Here is a 16,246-nt window from a genome sequence, read left to right as displayed (position 1 = left end):
CTCGAAGCACGTGGTGAGGTCTTCGCCGGCGTTGCCGCGGTGGAGCTCGACGGTCACCGCACTGGTGCCCTGGGCGTCCTTCAGCAGTGCCACGGCGCGACGGACGTCTCCGGTGTCGAAGAACCGCAGCGCGCCTGCCGGGACGCCCTGGGCGTCCTGCACGGTGACTCCGGCCGGGATCACGTCGGCGTCGCGCAGGATCGCGGTGAGCTGACCGTTGCGGTCGACGACCACCTCCCCGGGAGTCGGGGTCGCCCCGGACAACTCCCGCGGCAGTGCCAGGTATCCGGCCGTGCCCAGCCCCGCCAGCACCACGAAGGCCACCGACGTCGCGATGGCGGCCCGCCTGCGGGCGAGCTTCGTCTTCCCCTTGCGGATGACCTCGGAACGGTGGATCCGCAGCTCGGGCTCGTCCTCCAGCAGGTCGCGCAACGCCGCCAGCCCCTTGGCCGCCTGGCTCTTCACCGTGCCCTCCGTCCTGCCGAGGACGCGGGCGGTCTCGGTGACGCTCAGGTCCTCCCAGTACCGCAGCACGACGACAGCGCGCTGGCCCGGAGGCAACGCGTCGAGTGCCAGCCGCAGGTCGAAGTCCGCCGAGTCGTCGGTCACCGGGTGTTCGGGCACGGCGTCGACGGACTGTTCACGCCGGAAGAACCCGCGGCGGCCCTCGTCGATGGCGGTGCGCACCAGCACCTTGCGGGCGTAAGCGTCGACACTGCCCTTGTGCACGCGTAACCAGGCCACGTAGAGCTTGATCAGCGCGTTCTGGACGATGTCTTCCGCGCGGTGCCAGTCGCCGCACAGCAGATATGCCGTGCGGCGCATGACGAGAGCGCGTGCGTCGACGAACTCCCCGAACTCGGTGTCGCGGTCCAAGTCCCCTCCTCGGTCGCCGCTTAGTACGAGGCGACCGCCTCAGGAGGTTGCCTCAGAAGGTGAGGCCCGGAAGTGTCGCGATCTTCGCCAGCTCCTCGCGGTCCAGCAGCGGCGCCGGGCGCTGAGGCGCGCCGCTCACGTCGGGCTGGCCCCGCACGACGTCGCTGAACCTGCCGAGGTTGTCGCTGGTGATCGAGATGGTCGTGCCGTCGGGGCGGAGGGCGTTGGCCGACAGGACCTGCGCGTCGGGCCGGCCGGGCACCGGGATCTGGATGGTCCGGATCTTGACGCCGTCGCGTTCCTCGATCCGGCACGTGGCGTCGTCGCAGGCGCCCAGGTCCGTGCTCGCGGCGCGCCCGATCGCGATGGTGACGCCGCCGACGCCCCGCGCGTCCCGCAGCCTGGCCACCGCTCGCCGCAGGCCGTCGGGGGTGTTGGTGTCCCGCGTGAAGAACACGAACGCCCCGGCCCTGATCTCCGGCACGTCCTCGGCGGTCACGCCGGGCGGCAGCCGGTACGAGGACCGGAACAGCTCGGTGAGCACCGCGTTGCGGTCGGTGGCCTCGGACAGCGCGGCGCCCCCGCTGTCCGGGGCCTGCCGCGGACTCGCCAGGTATCCGGTCAGGCCGATCCCGGCCAGCAGCGCGAACACCAGGGCTCCCGCGATCGCCGTGCGCCTGCGCGCCAGCCGCGTCCTGCCCTTGCGGATGACCTCGGAGGTGTGGATCCGGGACGCCGGCTCGTCCTCCAGCAGGTCGCGCAACGCGGCGAGGCCCTTGGCGGCCTGGCTCTTCACCGTGCCCTCCGTCCTGCCGAGGATGCGGGCGGTCTCGGTGATGCTGAGGTCCTCCCAGTACCGCAGCACGACGACAGCGCGCTGGCCAGGAGGCAACGCGTCGAGCGCCTGACGCAGGTCCAGGTCGGAAGCCGCGTCCGCCACGGCGCTCTCGGGCACGGCGTCGACGATGCGTTCGCGCTGGAAGAAGCCGCGCCTGGTCTCGTCGGCGGCGGTGCGCACCAGCACCTTGCGCGCGTAGGCGTCGACGCTGTCCTTGCGGACGCGCGACCAGGCCACGTAGAGCTTGATCAACGCGTTCTGGACGATGTCCTCGGCACGGTGCCAGTCGCCGCACAGCAGATATGCCGTGCGGCGCATGACGGAAGCGCGTGCGTCGACGAACTCCCCGAACTCGCGGTCCCGGTCCAACTGCCCCTCCTCGGTCGCCGGTAGTACGCGGCGACCGGGCCGGGAAGTTGCCTCAGAAACGCGGGTGGTCGCCGACGAGCGCGGCGCCGCCCTCCTCGGACCGGGTGATCTCACCGAGCACCCACGCCGGGACGTGGCGGGCGGTGAGCACGGCCAGTGCGCGGTCCACGTCCTCGGGCGCGACGACGGCGACCATGCCGACACCCATGTTGAACGCCTTCTCCATCTCCTCGCGCTCCACGCGGCCGCGCTGGGCGATGAGCTGGAAGACCGGCGCGGGCGTCCACGTGCCGCGGTCGAGCGTGGCGTGCAGACCCGCCGGCAGGACGCGGGCGAGGTTCGCGGCGAGGCCACCACCGGTGATGTGCGAGAACCCGCGGACCTCCGTCTCGGCGATCAGCGCGAGGCAGTCCTTGGCGTAGATCTTGGTCGGCTCCAGCATCTCCTCGCCGAGGGTGCGGCCGAACTCCTCGACGTGGCCCTCCAGCGGCATCCGCGCGATCTCCAGCAGCACGTGCCGGGCCAGCGAGTAGCCGTTGGAGTGCAGGCCCGACGAGCCCATCGCGATCACGACGTCACCGTCGCGGACGCGGTCGGGGCCGAGCAGCTTGGACTGCTCGACCACGCCGACGCCGGTGCCGGAGACGTCGTAGTCGTCGTCGCCCATCAGGCCGGGGTGCTCGGCCGTCTCGCCGCCGAGCAGCGCGCAGCCGGCCTGGACGCAGCCCTCGGCGATGCCCTTGACCAGCGACGCGATCTTGTCCGGGTCGACCTTGCCGACGGCGATGTAGTCCTGCACGAACAACGGCTCGGCACCGCACACGACCAGGTCGTCCACGATCATGGCGACCAGGTCGATGCCGATGGTGTCGTGCTTGTCCAGCGCCTGCGCGATGGCGATCTTCGTGCCGACGCCGTCCGTGGAGGAGGCGAGGACCGGCTCCTTCCAGCGGTCGAGCTTGAGCTGGAAGAGGCCCGCGAAGCCACCGATCCCGCCGAGCACCTCGGGCCTGTGCGCCTTGGCCGCCCACGGCTTGAGCTTCTCCACCGCCTCGTCACCTGCGGCGATACTGACTCCGGCGGCGGCGTAGGTGGCCTTGGCGCTGTCGGTCACGTCAACTTCTTCCACTTGGATCCGGGTGCCTAGGGACGTACCCAAAATCAGGGACGTCGGAGTGCGTCTTCGGCACCATAGCCGTTCGGCAGAACGGGAGCGGCCGAGCCCGAGACACCCTTCAGGCCCTCGAGCAGGTGCTTGCCGATGAGCGCGTCCTGCGGCAGCTCGATCGGGTACTCCCCGTCGAAGCAGGCCGAGCACAGCCGCGTCTTGGGCTGCTCGGTCGCCGCGATCAGCTGCTCCAACGACACGTACCCCAGCGAGTCGGCGCCGACCGACCGGCGGATGCCGTCGTCGTCCAGGCCGTTCGCGATGAGCTCTGCCCGCGAGGCGAAGTCGATGCCGTAGAAGCACGGCCACTTGACGGGCGGCGACGCGATCCGCACGTGCACCTCGAGCGCCCCGGCCTCGCGCAGCATGCGCACGAGCGCGCGCTGGGTGTTGCCGCGCACGATCGAGTCGTCCACGACGACCAGCCGCTTGCCGCGGATGACGTCCCTGAGCGGGTTCAGCTTCAACCGGATGCCCAGCTGGCGGATCGTCTGCGACGGCTGGATGAACGTCCGGCCGACGTAGGCGTTCTTGACCAGGCCGGACCCGTACGGGATGCCGCTGGCCTGCGCGTACCCGATGGCGGCCGGCGTGCCGGACTCCGGCACCGGGATCACCAGGTCGGCCTCGACCGGGTGCTCCTTGGCGAGCCGCCGCCCGATCTCGACCCGCGTGGCGTGCACGCCACGCCCGGAGATCGTCGTGTCCGGCCGCGCCAGGTAGACGTACTCGAAGATGCAGCCCTTGGGCTCGGGGGTGGCGAACCGGGTCGACCGCAGGCCGTCCTCGTCGATCGCGATGAGCTCACCTGGCTCGACCTCGCGCACGAAGCTGGCGCCGACGATGTCGAGCGCCGCGGTCTCGCTGGCGACGACCCAGCCCCGTTCGAGACGGCCCAGCACCAGCGGACGGACCCCGTGCGGGTCGCGCGCGGCGTAGAGGGTGCTCTCATCGGAGAACGTCAGGCAGTACGCGCCCTTGACGGTCGGGAGCAGCTCCAGCGCGGCCTGCTCGATGCCCTTGTCGGCCGCCGCGTGGGCGAGCAGGCCGCAGAGGATGTCCGAGTCGGTCGTCGCGCCGTTGCGCACGACGATGCCGAGGCCCTTGGCCTTCTCCAGCAGCTCGGCGGTGTTCACCAGGTTGCCGTTGTGCCCGAGGCTGAGCGCCGAGCCGGCGGCGGTGGTGCGGAACGTGGGCTGCGCGTTCTCCCAGGTCGTCGACCCGGTGGTGGAGTAGCGGCAGTGCCCGACGGCCACGTGGCCCTTGAGGCTCTGGAGCACCTGCTCGTCGAAGACCTGGCTGACGAGCCCGAGGTCCTTGAACACGACGACCTGCGCGCCGTCACCGACGGAGATGCCCGCTGCCTCCTGGCCGCGGTGTTGCAGGGCGTAGAGCCCGTAGTAGGTCAGCTTCGAGACGTCTTCACCGGGAGCCCAGACGCCGAAGACGCCGCACTCCTCACGGGGTTCCTGTTCGGGCTGGGAATGGTCCACGACCACCGAGTTGGCTCCCTCACGAGTGGGGCTGGCTGCAACCCGAGTGTATGTGGAGCACCCTGTGGTAGACCCCCCTCGAACCCCTGGCAGGGTGACCAAACTCATGCGTTCAGACGCACGAGTGAGCCGTTTCAGGCTTTGCGGCACCCGCTCAGCTCGGTTTTGATCCCGTTGGTCTGCGAGGCCCCGGACGTGTGCTGCTTGGCCGTGCAGGTCACCGAGTCACCGGCCACGACGTCACCACCGCTGATGTCCGCGAGCGCCACCGCCGCCGAGGCCAGCGAGTCCTTCGACAGCACGCCGCTCGGCGCCTCCCCCGACAGCTTCAGCCGGACCCGCTTCTCCGGTTCGGAGCTCGGAGCCATCTTGTAGTCGTAGACCTCGACGACCTCGTAGGTGACCTGCTCCTGCCAGTCGGAGGCGCAGCCCGCCACCAGCAGGCAGCCCAGCAGGACCGCGGTGAGCGCGCGCATCAGTGCCCCCGTCCGACCCGCAGGACGTCCAGCACCCGCTGGTCGCCGGTCATCTCGCTGAGGTTCATCCGGTTCCAGAGCCAGAAGTAGACGAGCTCGGCCTCACCGGTCACCAGGGCGTCGCCCTCCTCGCCGGGGGCCGCCGCGCGGATCTCGGGCGCCTCGTCCGGGGTCAGGGAGATCAGCCACGACTCGGGCAGGTCGGTCGTGCGCACGACGGCGGTGCCGGGCACGATGTTCGGCACGTCGCCCTGGAGCTTGGCGGCGACGATCGTGGTCAGCACCTCGTCGATGCCGTCGACGCAGAGGTCGGGATCGGTGCCCACGACCTGGCGGACGACGGTCTGCGCGTCGAAGCGCCGCAGGACCGTCTCGTGGGCGATGCGGCGGTGCCACACCCACGCGAGATCGGGAGCCGCGGGCGAGAACGTCCACACCGGGCGGTTCCCCGGCACCGCCGTCAGGATCTCCGCGGCCGCGGTCAGCTGCAGGTCGAGGTACTCGAGAGGCGCCAGCCCCGCGGGCGGGTGCGGCGGCCGGACCTGGTTGCGGCTGCCGGTGCGCAGGTAGTCGGTGGAGGTCTGCAGGAAGCGCGCGACGTGGACGACCAGGTCCTGGACGGTCCACCCCGGACGCGTCGGCACCTCGGCCGCCGGATCCGCGTCCGCCACCGCCTTGCGGAACATCTCCGCCTGTTCGATGAACACGGCGGTCCACCGCTGGGCCGTCCACCCCGTCTGCACCATGAACGACATCGTGCCCGAAACGGTCACCTCGTGAGTGTGGAACCGGCCATGATGCTTCTGCGTCGCATGGATCAGAGACCAACCAGGGGGTGGCGATGGCGATGTTCGGCGTTGAGCCCGAACTGCTGCGCAACGCGTCCAAGGAGTTCGGCAACGGCTCCGACGCGGTGCGCGAGGCGGCGGAGATGATCTCGATGCTCAGGCTCGACGCCGGGGCGCTCGGCGAGGTCGACGCCGCCGCCGAGTTCGCTGACGCGCTGTCGAAGTTCGTCGGAACGCACTCCCAGGACCTGCAGCGCGGTTCCGCGTGGCTCACCGACGCGGCGGAGGGCCTCACGTCGAACGCCGAGGCTTACCAGCGCACGGAAGAGGACCACGAGGCCGTGCTGAAGAAGCTCTTCTCGGGACTTGGGGGCGGCAAGTGAGCTACACGGACCCGGAGAGCCTGTACGGCAAGCTCGCCGCGGGGGACGCCGGCCGGATCGCGGCCGCCTCGGACCCGATCACCGGTGCGATCAGCGCGGTCGGTCGTGCCGGCGAGTCCGTCGCCCAGGGCGGCCGGACGGCGGTCAGCAACTGGGTCGGTGACGCCTCCTCGAAGTTCACGGCGCGCGCGGAGCTGTCCGCGAACGCCGCCAGGGCCGCGGGCCAGCGCCTCGGCGCCGGCGTCGACATCGTCCAGGCCGCCTCGCGCGCCTACGGTCAGATGCGCGGTGCCGCCGACCAGGCGATCGGTGTGTGGCGCAGCCGTCCGCCGGGCTTGGACGAGGCGCAGACCCGCACACTCGCCAACCAGGTCAACGACGCGCTGACCAGGGTCAGGTCGGGGTACGAGAACGTCCTGCGCTCGTACGCGGGTGCGCTCACCAAGATCCCGCCGGGTTTCGAGGAGTCCGCGCGGACGGACAGCGGCTGGAGCCGCGCCGCCCAGCTCGCCGGCGGTGCGCTGCCTCCGGTGCCGCCGCCGGGGACCGACCCGAAGGCGGTCGCCGAGTGGTGGAACAAGCTCAGCCAGTCCGAGAAGGACGCGCTTCTCAAGACCAAGTTCCAGGAGCTCGGCCAGCTCCGCGGTCTGCCGGCCCCCGTGCTGGACCAGGCGAACCGCGAGCGGATCAAGCAGGACGTGACGCGGTTCACCCAGCAGAAGACCGAGCTGGAGCAGCGGCTCGCCGACCGCGCGGCCGAGCTCGGGGTCGACCCGAAGTCGGCGGAGGGCCAGCGGGCGCTGCGCAACGACCCGCAGGGCTCCCAGCTGATGTCGCAGTACGACGAGGCTTCCCGTCGTGCGAAGAACTCGACCGACGCGGCCGCCGCCCTGGTGGAGGCGGACGACAAGGCGAGGGACATCGGCAAGTCGTCGTACGTGCTCGCGTGGAGCCCGGACGGGGCAGGGGCCAAGGAAGGCGCCATCGCCGTGGCCTTCGGCAACCCCGACACGGCCGACAACGTCGCGGTGACCGTGCCCGGCACCACGTCCAAGCTCAGCAGCTTCGGCCTGGACCAGGCGGCCAACCTCAGCGCCGAGATGGGACCGAACGGCGCGGCCATCCAGTGGCTCGGCTACGACGCGCCGGAGTTCCTGCCGGGACAGGTGAACGACCCCGCCCAGGCGCGGGAGGGCGCGGCGATCCTGGCCGCGGACGTCGAGGGGTACCGGACGGCCAACCCCAACGCGCACGTCACGGTCGTCGGGCACAGCTACGGCAGCACGGTCGTCGGGTACTCGGCGATGGACAACGGGCTCAAGGCGGACGACATCGTGTTCGTCGGCTCGCCGGGTGTCGGCGCGTCCAACGTGGACCAGCTGTCGGCCGGTCCGGGGCACGTGTACGTCGGTGGCACCGAGCACGACCCGGTGATCCAGGCCACGAGTGGCGACTGGTTCACCAAGGACGGGTCGTCGACAGGGCCCTACGACTCGTCGTTCGGGGCGAAGACCTTCGGCACCTCGGGCGAGGACTGGATCGGGCACGCGCACTCGTCGTACTACGACAAGGACTCCGAGTCGCTCGAGAACATCGCCAGGATCGCCAACGGCAACGGCGGCGACGTCACCGAGCAGCGCTGGCAGGACGCGCCCACACCCCGTGAGGTGCCGGGGTCGGACCTGCCGGGGATCGGGCCCGTCATCGACTGGGGCGTCAACACCGGCAAGGAGGTCGTCGACATCGGCGAGGACGTCTGGCGCGGCGGCGGTCAGGTCGTGGACGACGTCTCGCGGGGCAACTGGGGTGACGCGGCCGGGCACGCCTGGGACACGACCAAGGAGGTCGCCGGCGACGCGGGCGATGTCGTGGTCGACACCGTGGGCAACGTGATCGAGGTCGGGCGCGACGTCGTCGACGGCGTCGGCGGCGCGATCAAGACCGTCGGCTCGTGGTTCTAGAAGCGGACGACCGGCAGCAGGAACGACAGGTCGGCTCGGGTTCCGGAGGCGGTGACCCGAGCACCGTCCAGGGCTTCCGGCCACGACAGCGCGCCGATCGCCAGTTCCAGCCACGTGCGGGGGTCGGTCTCCACCACGTTCGGGGGTGTTCCCCGCGTGTGGCGCGGGCCCTCGACGCACTGCACGGCGGCGAACGGCGGGACGCGGACCTCGACGCTGCGGCCCGGCGCGATCTGTTCCAGGGTGCGCAGGCTCAGGCGGACCGCGGCGGCCAGCACGGGGCGTTCGGGCTGGTCGGCCTCGCCTCGCAGCCAGGGGAGGACGGCCTGCACCGCGGCGCGCATCTCGGCGGGGTCGACGGCTCTGGCTGGCACGGCGCCCACATTAGCGAAGGGGCAGCGGCGCTCCTGGCGCTGTTGGTATATGTGGGCTGTGATCAGGAACTTCGCCGTCGTCGGTCCCGGGCAGGCGACCAGGGAACGGCTGACGGCGGCTTTGCAGGCCGCGCCGGACATGGCCGTCTACCGGATCGGGCGCGGTGCCGACCCGTTACCGGTCTCGGCCACGTTCGACCCGGCCGACCAGGCGGGGTGCCGGAGCCTGCTGGACTGGTTCGAGCGCGGTGCGCCGAAGGGCGCCGTGCTGCTGGTCGACGACTGGGCGTTGTGCTTCGAGCAGGACCCGCAGCTGGACCGCACCGTCGAGTGGATCGCGGCGTTCGGGCCGCGGCAGGGCGTGCAGACCGTGGTCACGGCGAAAAGATGGGCTGATCTGCCGCACCGGCTGCGCGGACAACTCCACGGCGAACCGACGGACTTCCTCGCGCTGCACGGCATCGACGCCGACCTCAGCGACATGTGGCAACGCGACGACCTGACGGCGGCGGCCGGTGTCGACGACCGCGGGTGGCCGGTCTACCTGCGGATCGAGATCGGCAGCGCCCTGCACCGCGGCACGCTGGACCAGCTGCAGAGCGTGCTGCTCGGGTTCATGGCCACGCATTCCGCCGACCGCCTGCAGTACCTCTTCCTCGACGGCAACGGCAGCGGGGTCTTCGAGCCGTTGTCGTTCGCGTCCCAGGTCGCGCACACGATCACGCCGGCGGACGACGCGGCCCTCCCGCGGCTCGTGGACGCGCTGGCGGGCGAGCTCAGCCGGCGCCAGGAGGCCAAGACGCGCGGCGAGACCCTGCCCGAGCTGCTGATCTGCGTCGACGGACCGGAGGCGTTGTTCCACCGGGAGCCGCAGCTCCGCGAGATCCTGCTCGTCGCCATGCGGGGCGGACGCATGCTCGGCGTGCACGTCCTGTACTCCGGCGGCGACCCGCGGATGCCGTACGAGCTGCCGGAATGGCCGCTGGCCGTGCCGACCTACGACCTCGTCGAGATGCTCGAACTGCTGCCGCACGCGCCCGGTGCCGGGACGGCGCACGAGATCATGATCCCGCCGCTGGGCCACGACGGGACGCCGCTGACGCTCGACATGCTTCCGCCCGGTGCGCTCGGCGTGGTGGACAAGCCGTACGAGCACCGCCAGGACGTACTTGTGCCGCACTTCACCGAGGAACTGCGCCACGGCGCGATCGTCGGTGCGCCCGGCACCGGCAAGTCGACGGCACTGCGCACGCTCGCCGCGGTGCTCGGCGACCTCAGCGCGTACCAGCTGCTCGACGGTCCCGGCGAACCGCTCGACCCGCAACGGCACATCGTCGTCACCGCGCGCACGTGGGACCAGGTCCCGTCGTTCATCCGGGACAGCCTCGCCCTCGGCATCGAGCTCCGCCTCGACGACCCGGCCACGTCGCTGGTCGGCGCCCGCCGCGCCGCGACCGTGCCGGCCCTGCCGGGGTTCGGGCTCTCCGTGCGCGACAGGACCGCCGTCCAGATCGCACTCCTGTGAGCCCGCAGGTCTACCGCATCGGCCCCTCCGACCACGGCCAGGACCTCCTGGCCTGGTTCGAACGCGGCGGCGAACCAGGCGCGACACTGCTGATCGACAACTGGAAACTCTGCGCCGCACGCGATCCCGGCCTCGCCGAGTCGCTGAGGTGGATCACCGCGACCGCCCGCGACGTCCGGGTGGTGATCACCGCCGGTGCGCCGAACGAGGTCCCCGAGCACCTGAGGTCGTTGGTGCGAACGGACTTCCTCGCGCTGCACGGGCTGAGCGGCTTCACCAAGGCCGAGGCGTGGAAGGGCCACTGGTCACGGACACCGGTCGGCCACAACGGCGACCCGGTCGTGGTCGACCTCGTCCACCACGAAGGTCAGTACCGAACGGGATCGCACCTCCACGCGACCACACCGGAAACCCTGCGCAGCCTGGTGCTGGGCCTGATGACCACGCACTCGCCGAAGCTGTTCCAGGCGATGTTCATCGACGCCCACGACACGGACGTGTTCGCCGGGCTCACCAGGGCACCGCACGTGCACAGCCACTTCCGGGACGCGGCGGCGAATCCCGCGCCGGTCACCACGATGCTGCTGGCCGAGTCGGAACGCCGGCTCGAGATCGTCGGCAACACCTGGACGATCTTCGACCACCGCGGCCTCTACCAGGTGCTCCCGCAGCTCCTGGTGTGCGTCAGCGGACTGCGGGACATCCTCGCGGCGGACCCCGGCTTCGCCGCCACCCTCGCGACCATCGCCCAGGACGTCGGCAAGTCCGGCGTGCAACTGCTGCTCGACAGCCCGCACGACACCGCGCCGAACCAGGTCCCCGAGTGCTCGGTGCCCGAGAACCTCGACGACATGGCGAGGTCGTTGCCACAGCTGATGCGTGACGCGGAACCCGTGCCGGGCTTCGCCGCACTGCACGGGGTCCCCGGCGGCTTCGACCGGCAGAAGACCTGGCGGCGGCGACCGGCCGGCGAGCAGTTCCGCGTCATCATCGGCACGGACGAGCACAGCCGGCCGGTCGAGATCGACCTCAAGAGCGCCAGCCTCCAGGACGGAATGGGCCCGCACGGCGAAGTGGTGGGCCGGAACCGGCAGGGGCTCCTCCGCTCCCTGCTGCTCGGCCAGATGCTGTGGCACCCACCGGACGACCTCCAGCTCGTCCTGATCGACTTCCCCGGCACGGGCGTCTTCGCCGGGCTCGACAAGGCGCCGCACGTGTACGGGCACTACCGCGGCATGACTCCCGCGACCGCCGACCGGCTCGTCGAAGCGCTGAAGGGCGAGCACGAACGGCGCACCGGAATCCTCGTCGCCGCCGAGCACAGGACGACCTGGGACTACCGCGCGGCCCGCGACAGCGGCGCCCCGTTCGACCCGCTGCCGGAGCTCCTGATCTGCGTCGACGGCGCTGCGGAACTGCTGCGGGCGCATCCCGCGTACCTCGAGGTCTTCCAGGAGTTCGGGCGGCTGGGCCGCACCTACGGCCAGCACCTGCTGCTGTCCGGCACGACGCCGGCCGGCGACCTCCAGAGCTTCCTCGGCTATCGCTTCGAGCTGACGGGCAACGGCTGGACCCGGCGCATCAGCAGGTCCGTGGAACGCGTCGAACTGCCACCGGACCTCGACGAGCTGACCAGGTCGCTCCCGCACGCGATGCAGAAGGTCGAACCCCTCCTCGACCCGCTCCTGCCGCCGCCGCTGCACGAGTGGTCCAAGCTCACGCTCGACGAGCTCGGCACCATCTCGCCGGGGCACGACGCCGTCCCGCTCGGGTTGCGCGACAACCCTTTCGAACGCAGCGTCGAGGTGTTCTACGCCGCCTTCGGCCAGGGCGGGCACGGCGCGATCGTCGGCAAACCGGGCTCCGGCCGCACCACGGCGATGCGGACCCTGACCGAGTCGATCACGAGGACCTTCGGCTCCACCACCGGTTTCCACCTGGCGGACGGCCCGCTCTACGGCCGTCCAGAAGAGCGGCACGTCGTCGTGACCGCCTCGACGTGGGCGGAGGTGCCGCAGTTCATCAGGGACGACCTCGCCTGGGGCGTCGAGCTGAAGCTCGCGGACCCGTCCTGGTCGGCCGTGGACGAACGCCGTCAGGCGAACCTCCCCGACCGACCGGGCACGGGCCTGTGCGTCCAGCTCAAGCAGCAGGTGCGGATCGCGACCTCATGACCGGCGCAACTTCCGTTGTGCGTCATAGAGGTTGCGCGGCGTGACATCCGTCGTGCCGTAGAGCTCCAGCCGTGAGTCCAGGTCACCGGTGAAGTCCGGCTTGTCGACCTGGCCGAAGTCGCGGACCTCGGAGATCGCGACGGTGGCGCTGCACGGCGCGACTTGGTCGATGCGGACGTTGCCCGCGCGCTGGTTCGTGACGGTGACGTTCCAGTGCGCGAACCTGGCTCCGTACAACGGACCGGCGTTCGCGCTGCCGCCGTGCGCACCGACGTTGTTGATGGCGATCTCGGTGCGGACGTTGGCGAACGGCAGGCCGCGATGGGTGTCGAAGACGTCGTGGTCCATGTGGCCGCGCGTCCAGACGTTCCCGCACGACAGGCCTTCGACGTTCAGGCCGTGGTTGCCCGCGCCCGCCTGCGACGGCTCGGACGGCGCCTCGATCACGAACCCGTCGGTCAGGTTGTCGTGCGACTGCTCGCGCGTCGCGTACGCGTGGTGGTGGCCGCGGCCGGAGACCCGCGTGTTCAGCAGCGAGATCCCCTTGGAGGACACCAGCAGGAACCCGTTGTCGACGTCGTGGACGTGCACGTCGTCGGCCCAGCAGTCCCACGCGCACTGGAACGCGAGACCGTTGTACCCCTTGTCCAGCAGGTGCTTCGGCGTCGGCACCTTGAACATCTCGATCTTGATGCCCTCCACGCCCGCGCCCGTGACGACGGGGGCCATCGTCGTGAGACGCGCCCTCCACTCCGGGCGGATCTCCAGCGGCAACGGCTGCGCGAGCTTGACCCTGGTGCCGCGCACCCACTCCACGCGCACCGGCCACAGGAACGGGAAGTACGACAGGAGCTTGTCCTTGTCGTCCCACCGGTAGGAGGCGGTGCCGGGCACGTCGCCGCACATGTGCCTGGGCAGCGAGTACTCGGAGTCGTCCAGCCGCAGCAGGACGCGCTGACCGGCCCGCAACGACCGTCCGTTCTCGACGGTCAGGACGAACGAACCCCGTGCCGCGGAACCGGACACCGCGGTCAGCGTCTCGCCGGCCTCCAGCTCGTTTCCCGTCCAGCCCTCGAACGGCCACCGGTGGGCCCTGATCGCGTCGACCAGCGGCTGGTAGCGGTCGCGGTGGCACACCCAGACCAGGCCGCCCGACCAGCTCCACGCCGAGTTCTCCGAGCCATAACGGCTGCGGTTGATGCCGATGATCTCTTCCAGCGACCGCGTGGCGTAGAACGTCGTCCTGGAACTGCCCGCCCCGCGCAGCACCACGTTGTCGTAGCCGATGCGGACGACGTCGTCGATCCGGTACCGGCCGGCCGGGACGAAGACCGTGCCACCGCCCAGTTTCCCGACGAGCTCGATCGCCCTGTTGATCGCCGCGGACGCGTCGGCCGACCCGTCGCGGCGCGCGCCGAAGAACAGCACGTTCGCGAGAACGGGACGGCGAGGGGGCTTCTCACCGGTGCGGTAGCCGGCGTAGGCGATGTTCGGGATCTGCGGGTGGTCGTACGGGTTCGCCACGAACTCCTGCCACAGCGAGGCGGGGGACGCTGCCGAGGCAGTCCCCGCCACCACTGGCGACCCGACCAGCGCGACCCCTGTAGCCAGCAGGAATCGCCGTCTGTCGATGTTCATTTCGCCGTCTCCAAGGGGTCTTGGCCACGGCGGCGGTGGTCAGATCAAACCAGAGATCAGCCGCCCGCGGAACGCACCGCCTCGGCGATCAGCTCGTCCACCTGGTGCATCATGCGGCGGGCGTCGGTCGGCGTGAACGTGCTCCACGGCGGCTGGCCGTTCGACGAACGGCGTTGCTGCAGGTAACGGCCCTCTTCGGTGTCGAAGAACGCGACCACGCGCTCGGGACGCCAGCGCTTGCCGTACTTGTCGCGGGCGGCGGCACCGAAGTTGCCGGTGTGCACGAGCCCGGTGAACATCGTCACGAGCGCCTTGGCGTCGGCCTCGCGCAGGCCGATGTCCCGGAAGGCGGCCTCCATCGACTTCGGCGTGCCGTCGGTCTGGGAAATGGCCTTCTCGATGTCCGCGCTGGGCAGCGTCACCGACAGACCGGTTCCGGCGGGGTGCGGCGGCAGCACGGACAGCACCGCCGAGGCGAGCCCGGAGCCCGCCCACGGCTGGAACGTCAGCTGGTCGTCCCGCAATGTCGCCACCGCGCCGAAGTCGCCGTTCGCCACGGCGAGGACGCGCAGGCTCCTGCCGAGCCAGAGGCGGCCGTCCGCCTCCCGCTCGGGTTTCACGAACATGCGCAGCAGCCCCTCCAGCTCGGGGGCGAAGCCGCGCGAGTTGCCCAGCCGGCGGTGGTCCAGCTGCTGGTAGACGCGGTTCTCGAGCTGGACGCGCTCGTCCCGCGTCTTGCCGGGAGAGGGAACCTTGAGGACGAGCGGCATGGGACCGGCGTCCAGCCGTTCCCACACCACGTCGAACTCCTCGGCGGAGAGAGTGATCGGCTCCCTCTCCGCCGGACCGCCGAACAGAGACATCTACCTGCTCATTCGGAGAATCCACCGATGACCGGCGGTGCGACCATGCGATCGTCGCCGAACACGTCGCCGGTCTCGACCAGGTAGTCGGCCGCCTTGTGCTCGATGTCGTCCTCGCCCTCGCCCCGCTGGCCGTGGGCACCGCCGGCGCCCATGGCACCGCCCTTGCCCGCGGCACCCGCGACGCCACCCTTGCCCGCGGCGCCCGCGCCGGAGCCCACGGCACCGCCGCGCACCCCGTCGGGACCGGAACCCAGGCCCGAGCCCATGCCCGACAGGCCGCCGGGCTTCATCGAGCCCTGGCCGGACGAGTTGAGCGACCCGGACATCGGGCCGAACGCCTTGCCGGAGCCGAGCTGGCCACCGCGAACGCCGCTGACGCTCTTGCCGCCGCCACCGGGACCGCCGGGACCACCGCTCTTGCCGGAGCCGCCACCGGGACCACCGGTGCCGGGCCGGGTGAAGACCGGGCCACCGGGCGGGGCAGGCGTCGGGTTCGACGGCGGGGTGGGCAGGTGCGGAGGCGGCGTCGGCGTGTTCACCGGCGGCGTCGTCGTCGGAGGCTGCGTCCACGACGTGTGCGTGGTGTCGGTGGGCGGCGGCGTCCACGTCGAGACCGGGTTGCCGGTCGTCGTGGGAGGCGTCGTCCAGGACGGGGTGGTCGTGCCCGTGTGGCTGCCCGTCGGCGCGTAGCCGGTGGGCGAGCTGTAGCCCGCACGCGTGCTGCCGGTGCCGGTGTCGGCGGGCGGCGGCGTGTCGATCACGACCTGCGGCGGGTTCGGGAACTCACCGAGCGTCGAGGAGTTCCAGCGGCTGTCGGACTGGTAGTCCTCCATGACCTTGACGGCCTGGGCCGCGGCGTTGTCCGCCGCCGCTTCCTGCCGTTCGTGGTCCAGCTGCTGGCCGACGACGTGCGCCATGCCGACGGGACCGGTCAGCGCGCCGGCCGCCATGTCCAGCAGGCCGGGCTTCTCGGTCGTGACCGGGACGACCTCGGGCATCTTCTTGCGCGCGTCCGCGATGAACTCGCCCTGCAGGCGCGCGGAGCTCTCCATCGTGGTCGCGCCGGTCTCGGCGAAACCGGCCCACTCCGCGAGCGGCGACAGCGCGCCCTGAGCGGCGTCGGCGGCGTCGGACTCCCAGCCCGCGCCCATCTTCGCCAGACCGGCGTGCAGGTCGCCGTCGATCTGCGCGAGCGTCGCGGCGATCGCCTTCCAGCCCTGCTCGACGGGGATCGAGGCGGAGACGCCGGGACCGGAGTTGATCATCTTGTACAGCTCGGGGTGTCCGTACCCCTGGAAGCGGTGGTCGGTCATCGGT

General features: G+C 71.1%; 12 protein-coding genes and 2 pseudogenes. 4 read left to right on the top strand and 10 right to left on the bottom strand.

The genetic code is table 11. From position 1 onward, the window contains the following. Positions 1 to 417: 417 nt before the first annotated feature. The 6 genes and pseudogenes from VM306_RS41445 to VM306_RS25430 form a co-directional block, all read right to left on the bottom strand. Positions 418 to 876, bottom strand: a pseudogene (locus VM306_RS41445) (SigE family RNA polymerase sigma factor); the annotation flags it as partial. Positions 877 to 1,624: 748 nt separating this feature from the next. Beyond that, positions 1,625 to 2,083, bottom strand: a pseudogene (locus VM306_RS25450) (SigE family RNA polymerase sigma factor); the annotation flags it as partial. Between the two features lie 52 nt (positions 2,084 to 2,135). Next, positions 2,136 to 3,197 (bottom strand): phosphoribosylformylglycinamidine cyclo-ligase, encoded by a 1,062-nt coding sequence (purM, locus tag VM306_RS25445; RefSeq protein WP_325519402.1) that lies wholly within the window; start codon positions 3,195 to 3,197, stop codon positions 2,136 to 2,138. A 47-nt stretch (positions 3,198 to 3,244) separates the two neighbouring features. After that, positions 3,245 to 4,750, bottom strand: a complete 1,506-nt coding sequence (gene purF, locus VM306_RS25440) for an amidophosphoribosyltransferase (RefSeq protein ID WP_325519400.1) — start codon at positions 4,748 to 4,750, stop codon at positions 3,245 to 3,247. Positions 4,751 to 4,878: 128 nt separating this feature from the next. Continuing rightward, on the bottom strand, positions 4,879 to 5,220 hold the full coding sequence (locus tag VM306_RS25435; RefSeq protein WP_325519398.1) for a hypothetical protein: 342 nt from the start codon (positions 5,218 to 5,220) through the stop codon (positions 4,879 to 4,881). Continuing rightward, positions 5,220 to 5,993 carry a maleylpyruvate isomerase N-terminal domain-containing protein gene (locus VM306_RS25430; protein ID WP_325519396.1) on the bottom strand — a complete coding sequence of 258 codons (774 nt, stop codon included), beginning with the start codon at positions 5,991 to 5,993 and terminating at the stop codon, positions 5,220 to 5,222. Before VM306_RS25430 ends, VM306_RS25435 begins: the two co-directional genes overlap by 1 nt. Before the next feature lie 74 nt (positions 5,994 to 6,067). On the opposite strand from VM306_RS25430, the gene VM306_RS25425 reads away from it, so the two are divergent. Beyond that, positions 6,068 to 6,391: a type VII secretion target gene (locus tag VM306_RS25425; RefSeq protein WP_325519394.1), complete on the top strand. Its 324-nt coding sequence runs from the start codon at positions 6,068 to 6,070 to the stop codon at positions 6,389 to 6,391. Continuing rightward, positions 6,388 to 8,352 (top strand): alpha/beta hydrolase, encoded by a 1,965-nt coding sequence (locus VM306_RS25420; RefSeq protein ID WP_325519392.1) that lies wholly within the window; start codon positions 6,388 to 6,390, stop codon positions 8,350 to 8,352. The genes VM306_RS25425 and VM306_RS25420 overlap by 4 nt, the downstream gene beginning before the upstream one ends. Here VM306_RS25420 and VM306_RS25415 read toward each other — a convergent pair. Beyond that, entirely contained in the window at positions 8,349 to 8,696 is a 348-nt protein-coding gene (locus VM306_RS25415; protein WP_414672451.1) for a sterol carrier family protein, read from the bottom strand. The two genes, VM306_RS25420 and VM306_RS25415, sit on opposite strands and share 4 nt — an antisense overlap. Positions 8,697 to 8,784: 88 nt before the next feature. On the opposite strand from VM306_RS25415, the gene VM306_RS25410 reads away from it, so the two are divergent. Beyond that, positions 8,785 to 10,251 (top strand): hypothetical protein, encoded by a 1,467-nt coding sequence (locus VM306_RS25410; protein WP_325519387.1) that lies wholly within the window; start codon positions 8,785 to 8,787, stop codon positions 10,249 to 10,251. Then, complete coding sequence (locus VM306_RS25405; RefSeq protein ID WP_325519385.1) at positions 10,248 to 12,425, top strand: FtsK/SpoIIIE domain-containing protein; 2,178 nt, start codon at positions 10,248 to 10,250, stop codon at positions 12,423 to 12,425. The genes VM306_RS25410 and VM306_RS25405 overlap by 4 nt, the downstream gene beginning before the upstream one ends. Here the strand turns inward: VM306_RS25405 and VM306_RS25400 are convergent. From VM306_RS25400 to VM306_RS25390, 3 genes are read right to left on the bottom strand one after another with little or no spacing between them, the layout of a single operon-like run. After that, positions 12,420 to 14,063 carry a glycosyl hydrolase family 28-related protein gene (locus VM306_RS25400; RefSeq protein WP_325519383.1) on the bottom strand — a complete coding sequence of 548 codons (1,644 nt, stop codon included), beginning with the start codon at positions 14,061 to 14,063 and terminating at the stop codon, positions 12,420 to 12,422. The genes VM306_RS25405 and VM306_RS25400 overlap by 6 nt on opposite strands. Before the next feature lie 56 nt (positions 14,064 to 14,119). Beyond that, on the bottom strand, positions 14,120 to 14,926 hold the full coding sequence (locus tag VM306_RS25395) for an ESX secretion-associated protein EspG (protein WP_325519381.1): 807 nt from the start codon (positions 14,924 to 14,926) through the stop codon (positions 14,120 to 14,122). Positions 14,927 to 14,934: 8 nt separating this feature from the next. Further along, the gene (locus VM306_RS25390; protein WP_325519379.1) at positions 14,935 to 16,242 is read right to left on the bottom strand and encodes a PPE domain-containing protein; all 1,308 of its coding nucleotides are present in this window, start codon (positions 16,240 to 16,242) and stop codon (positions 14,935 to 14,937) included. Between the last annotated feature and the right edge of the window lie 4 nt (positions 16,243 to 16,246).

The organism is Lentzea sp. (assembly GCF_035525475.1).
Lineage (GTDB): Bacteria > Actinomycetota > Actinomycetes > Mycobacteriales > Pseudonocardiaceae > Lentzea.
The sequence above is the reverse complement of the archived record's forward strand: the minus strand, read 5'-3'. Positions and strand labels throughout refer to the sequence as shown.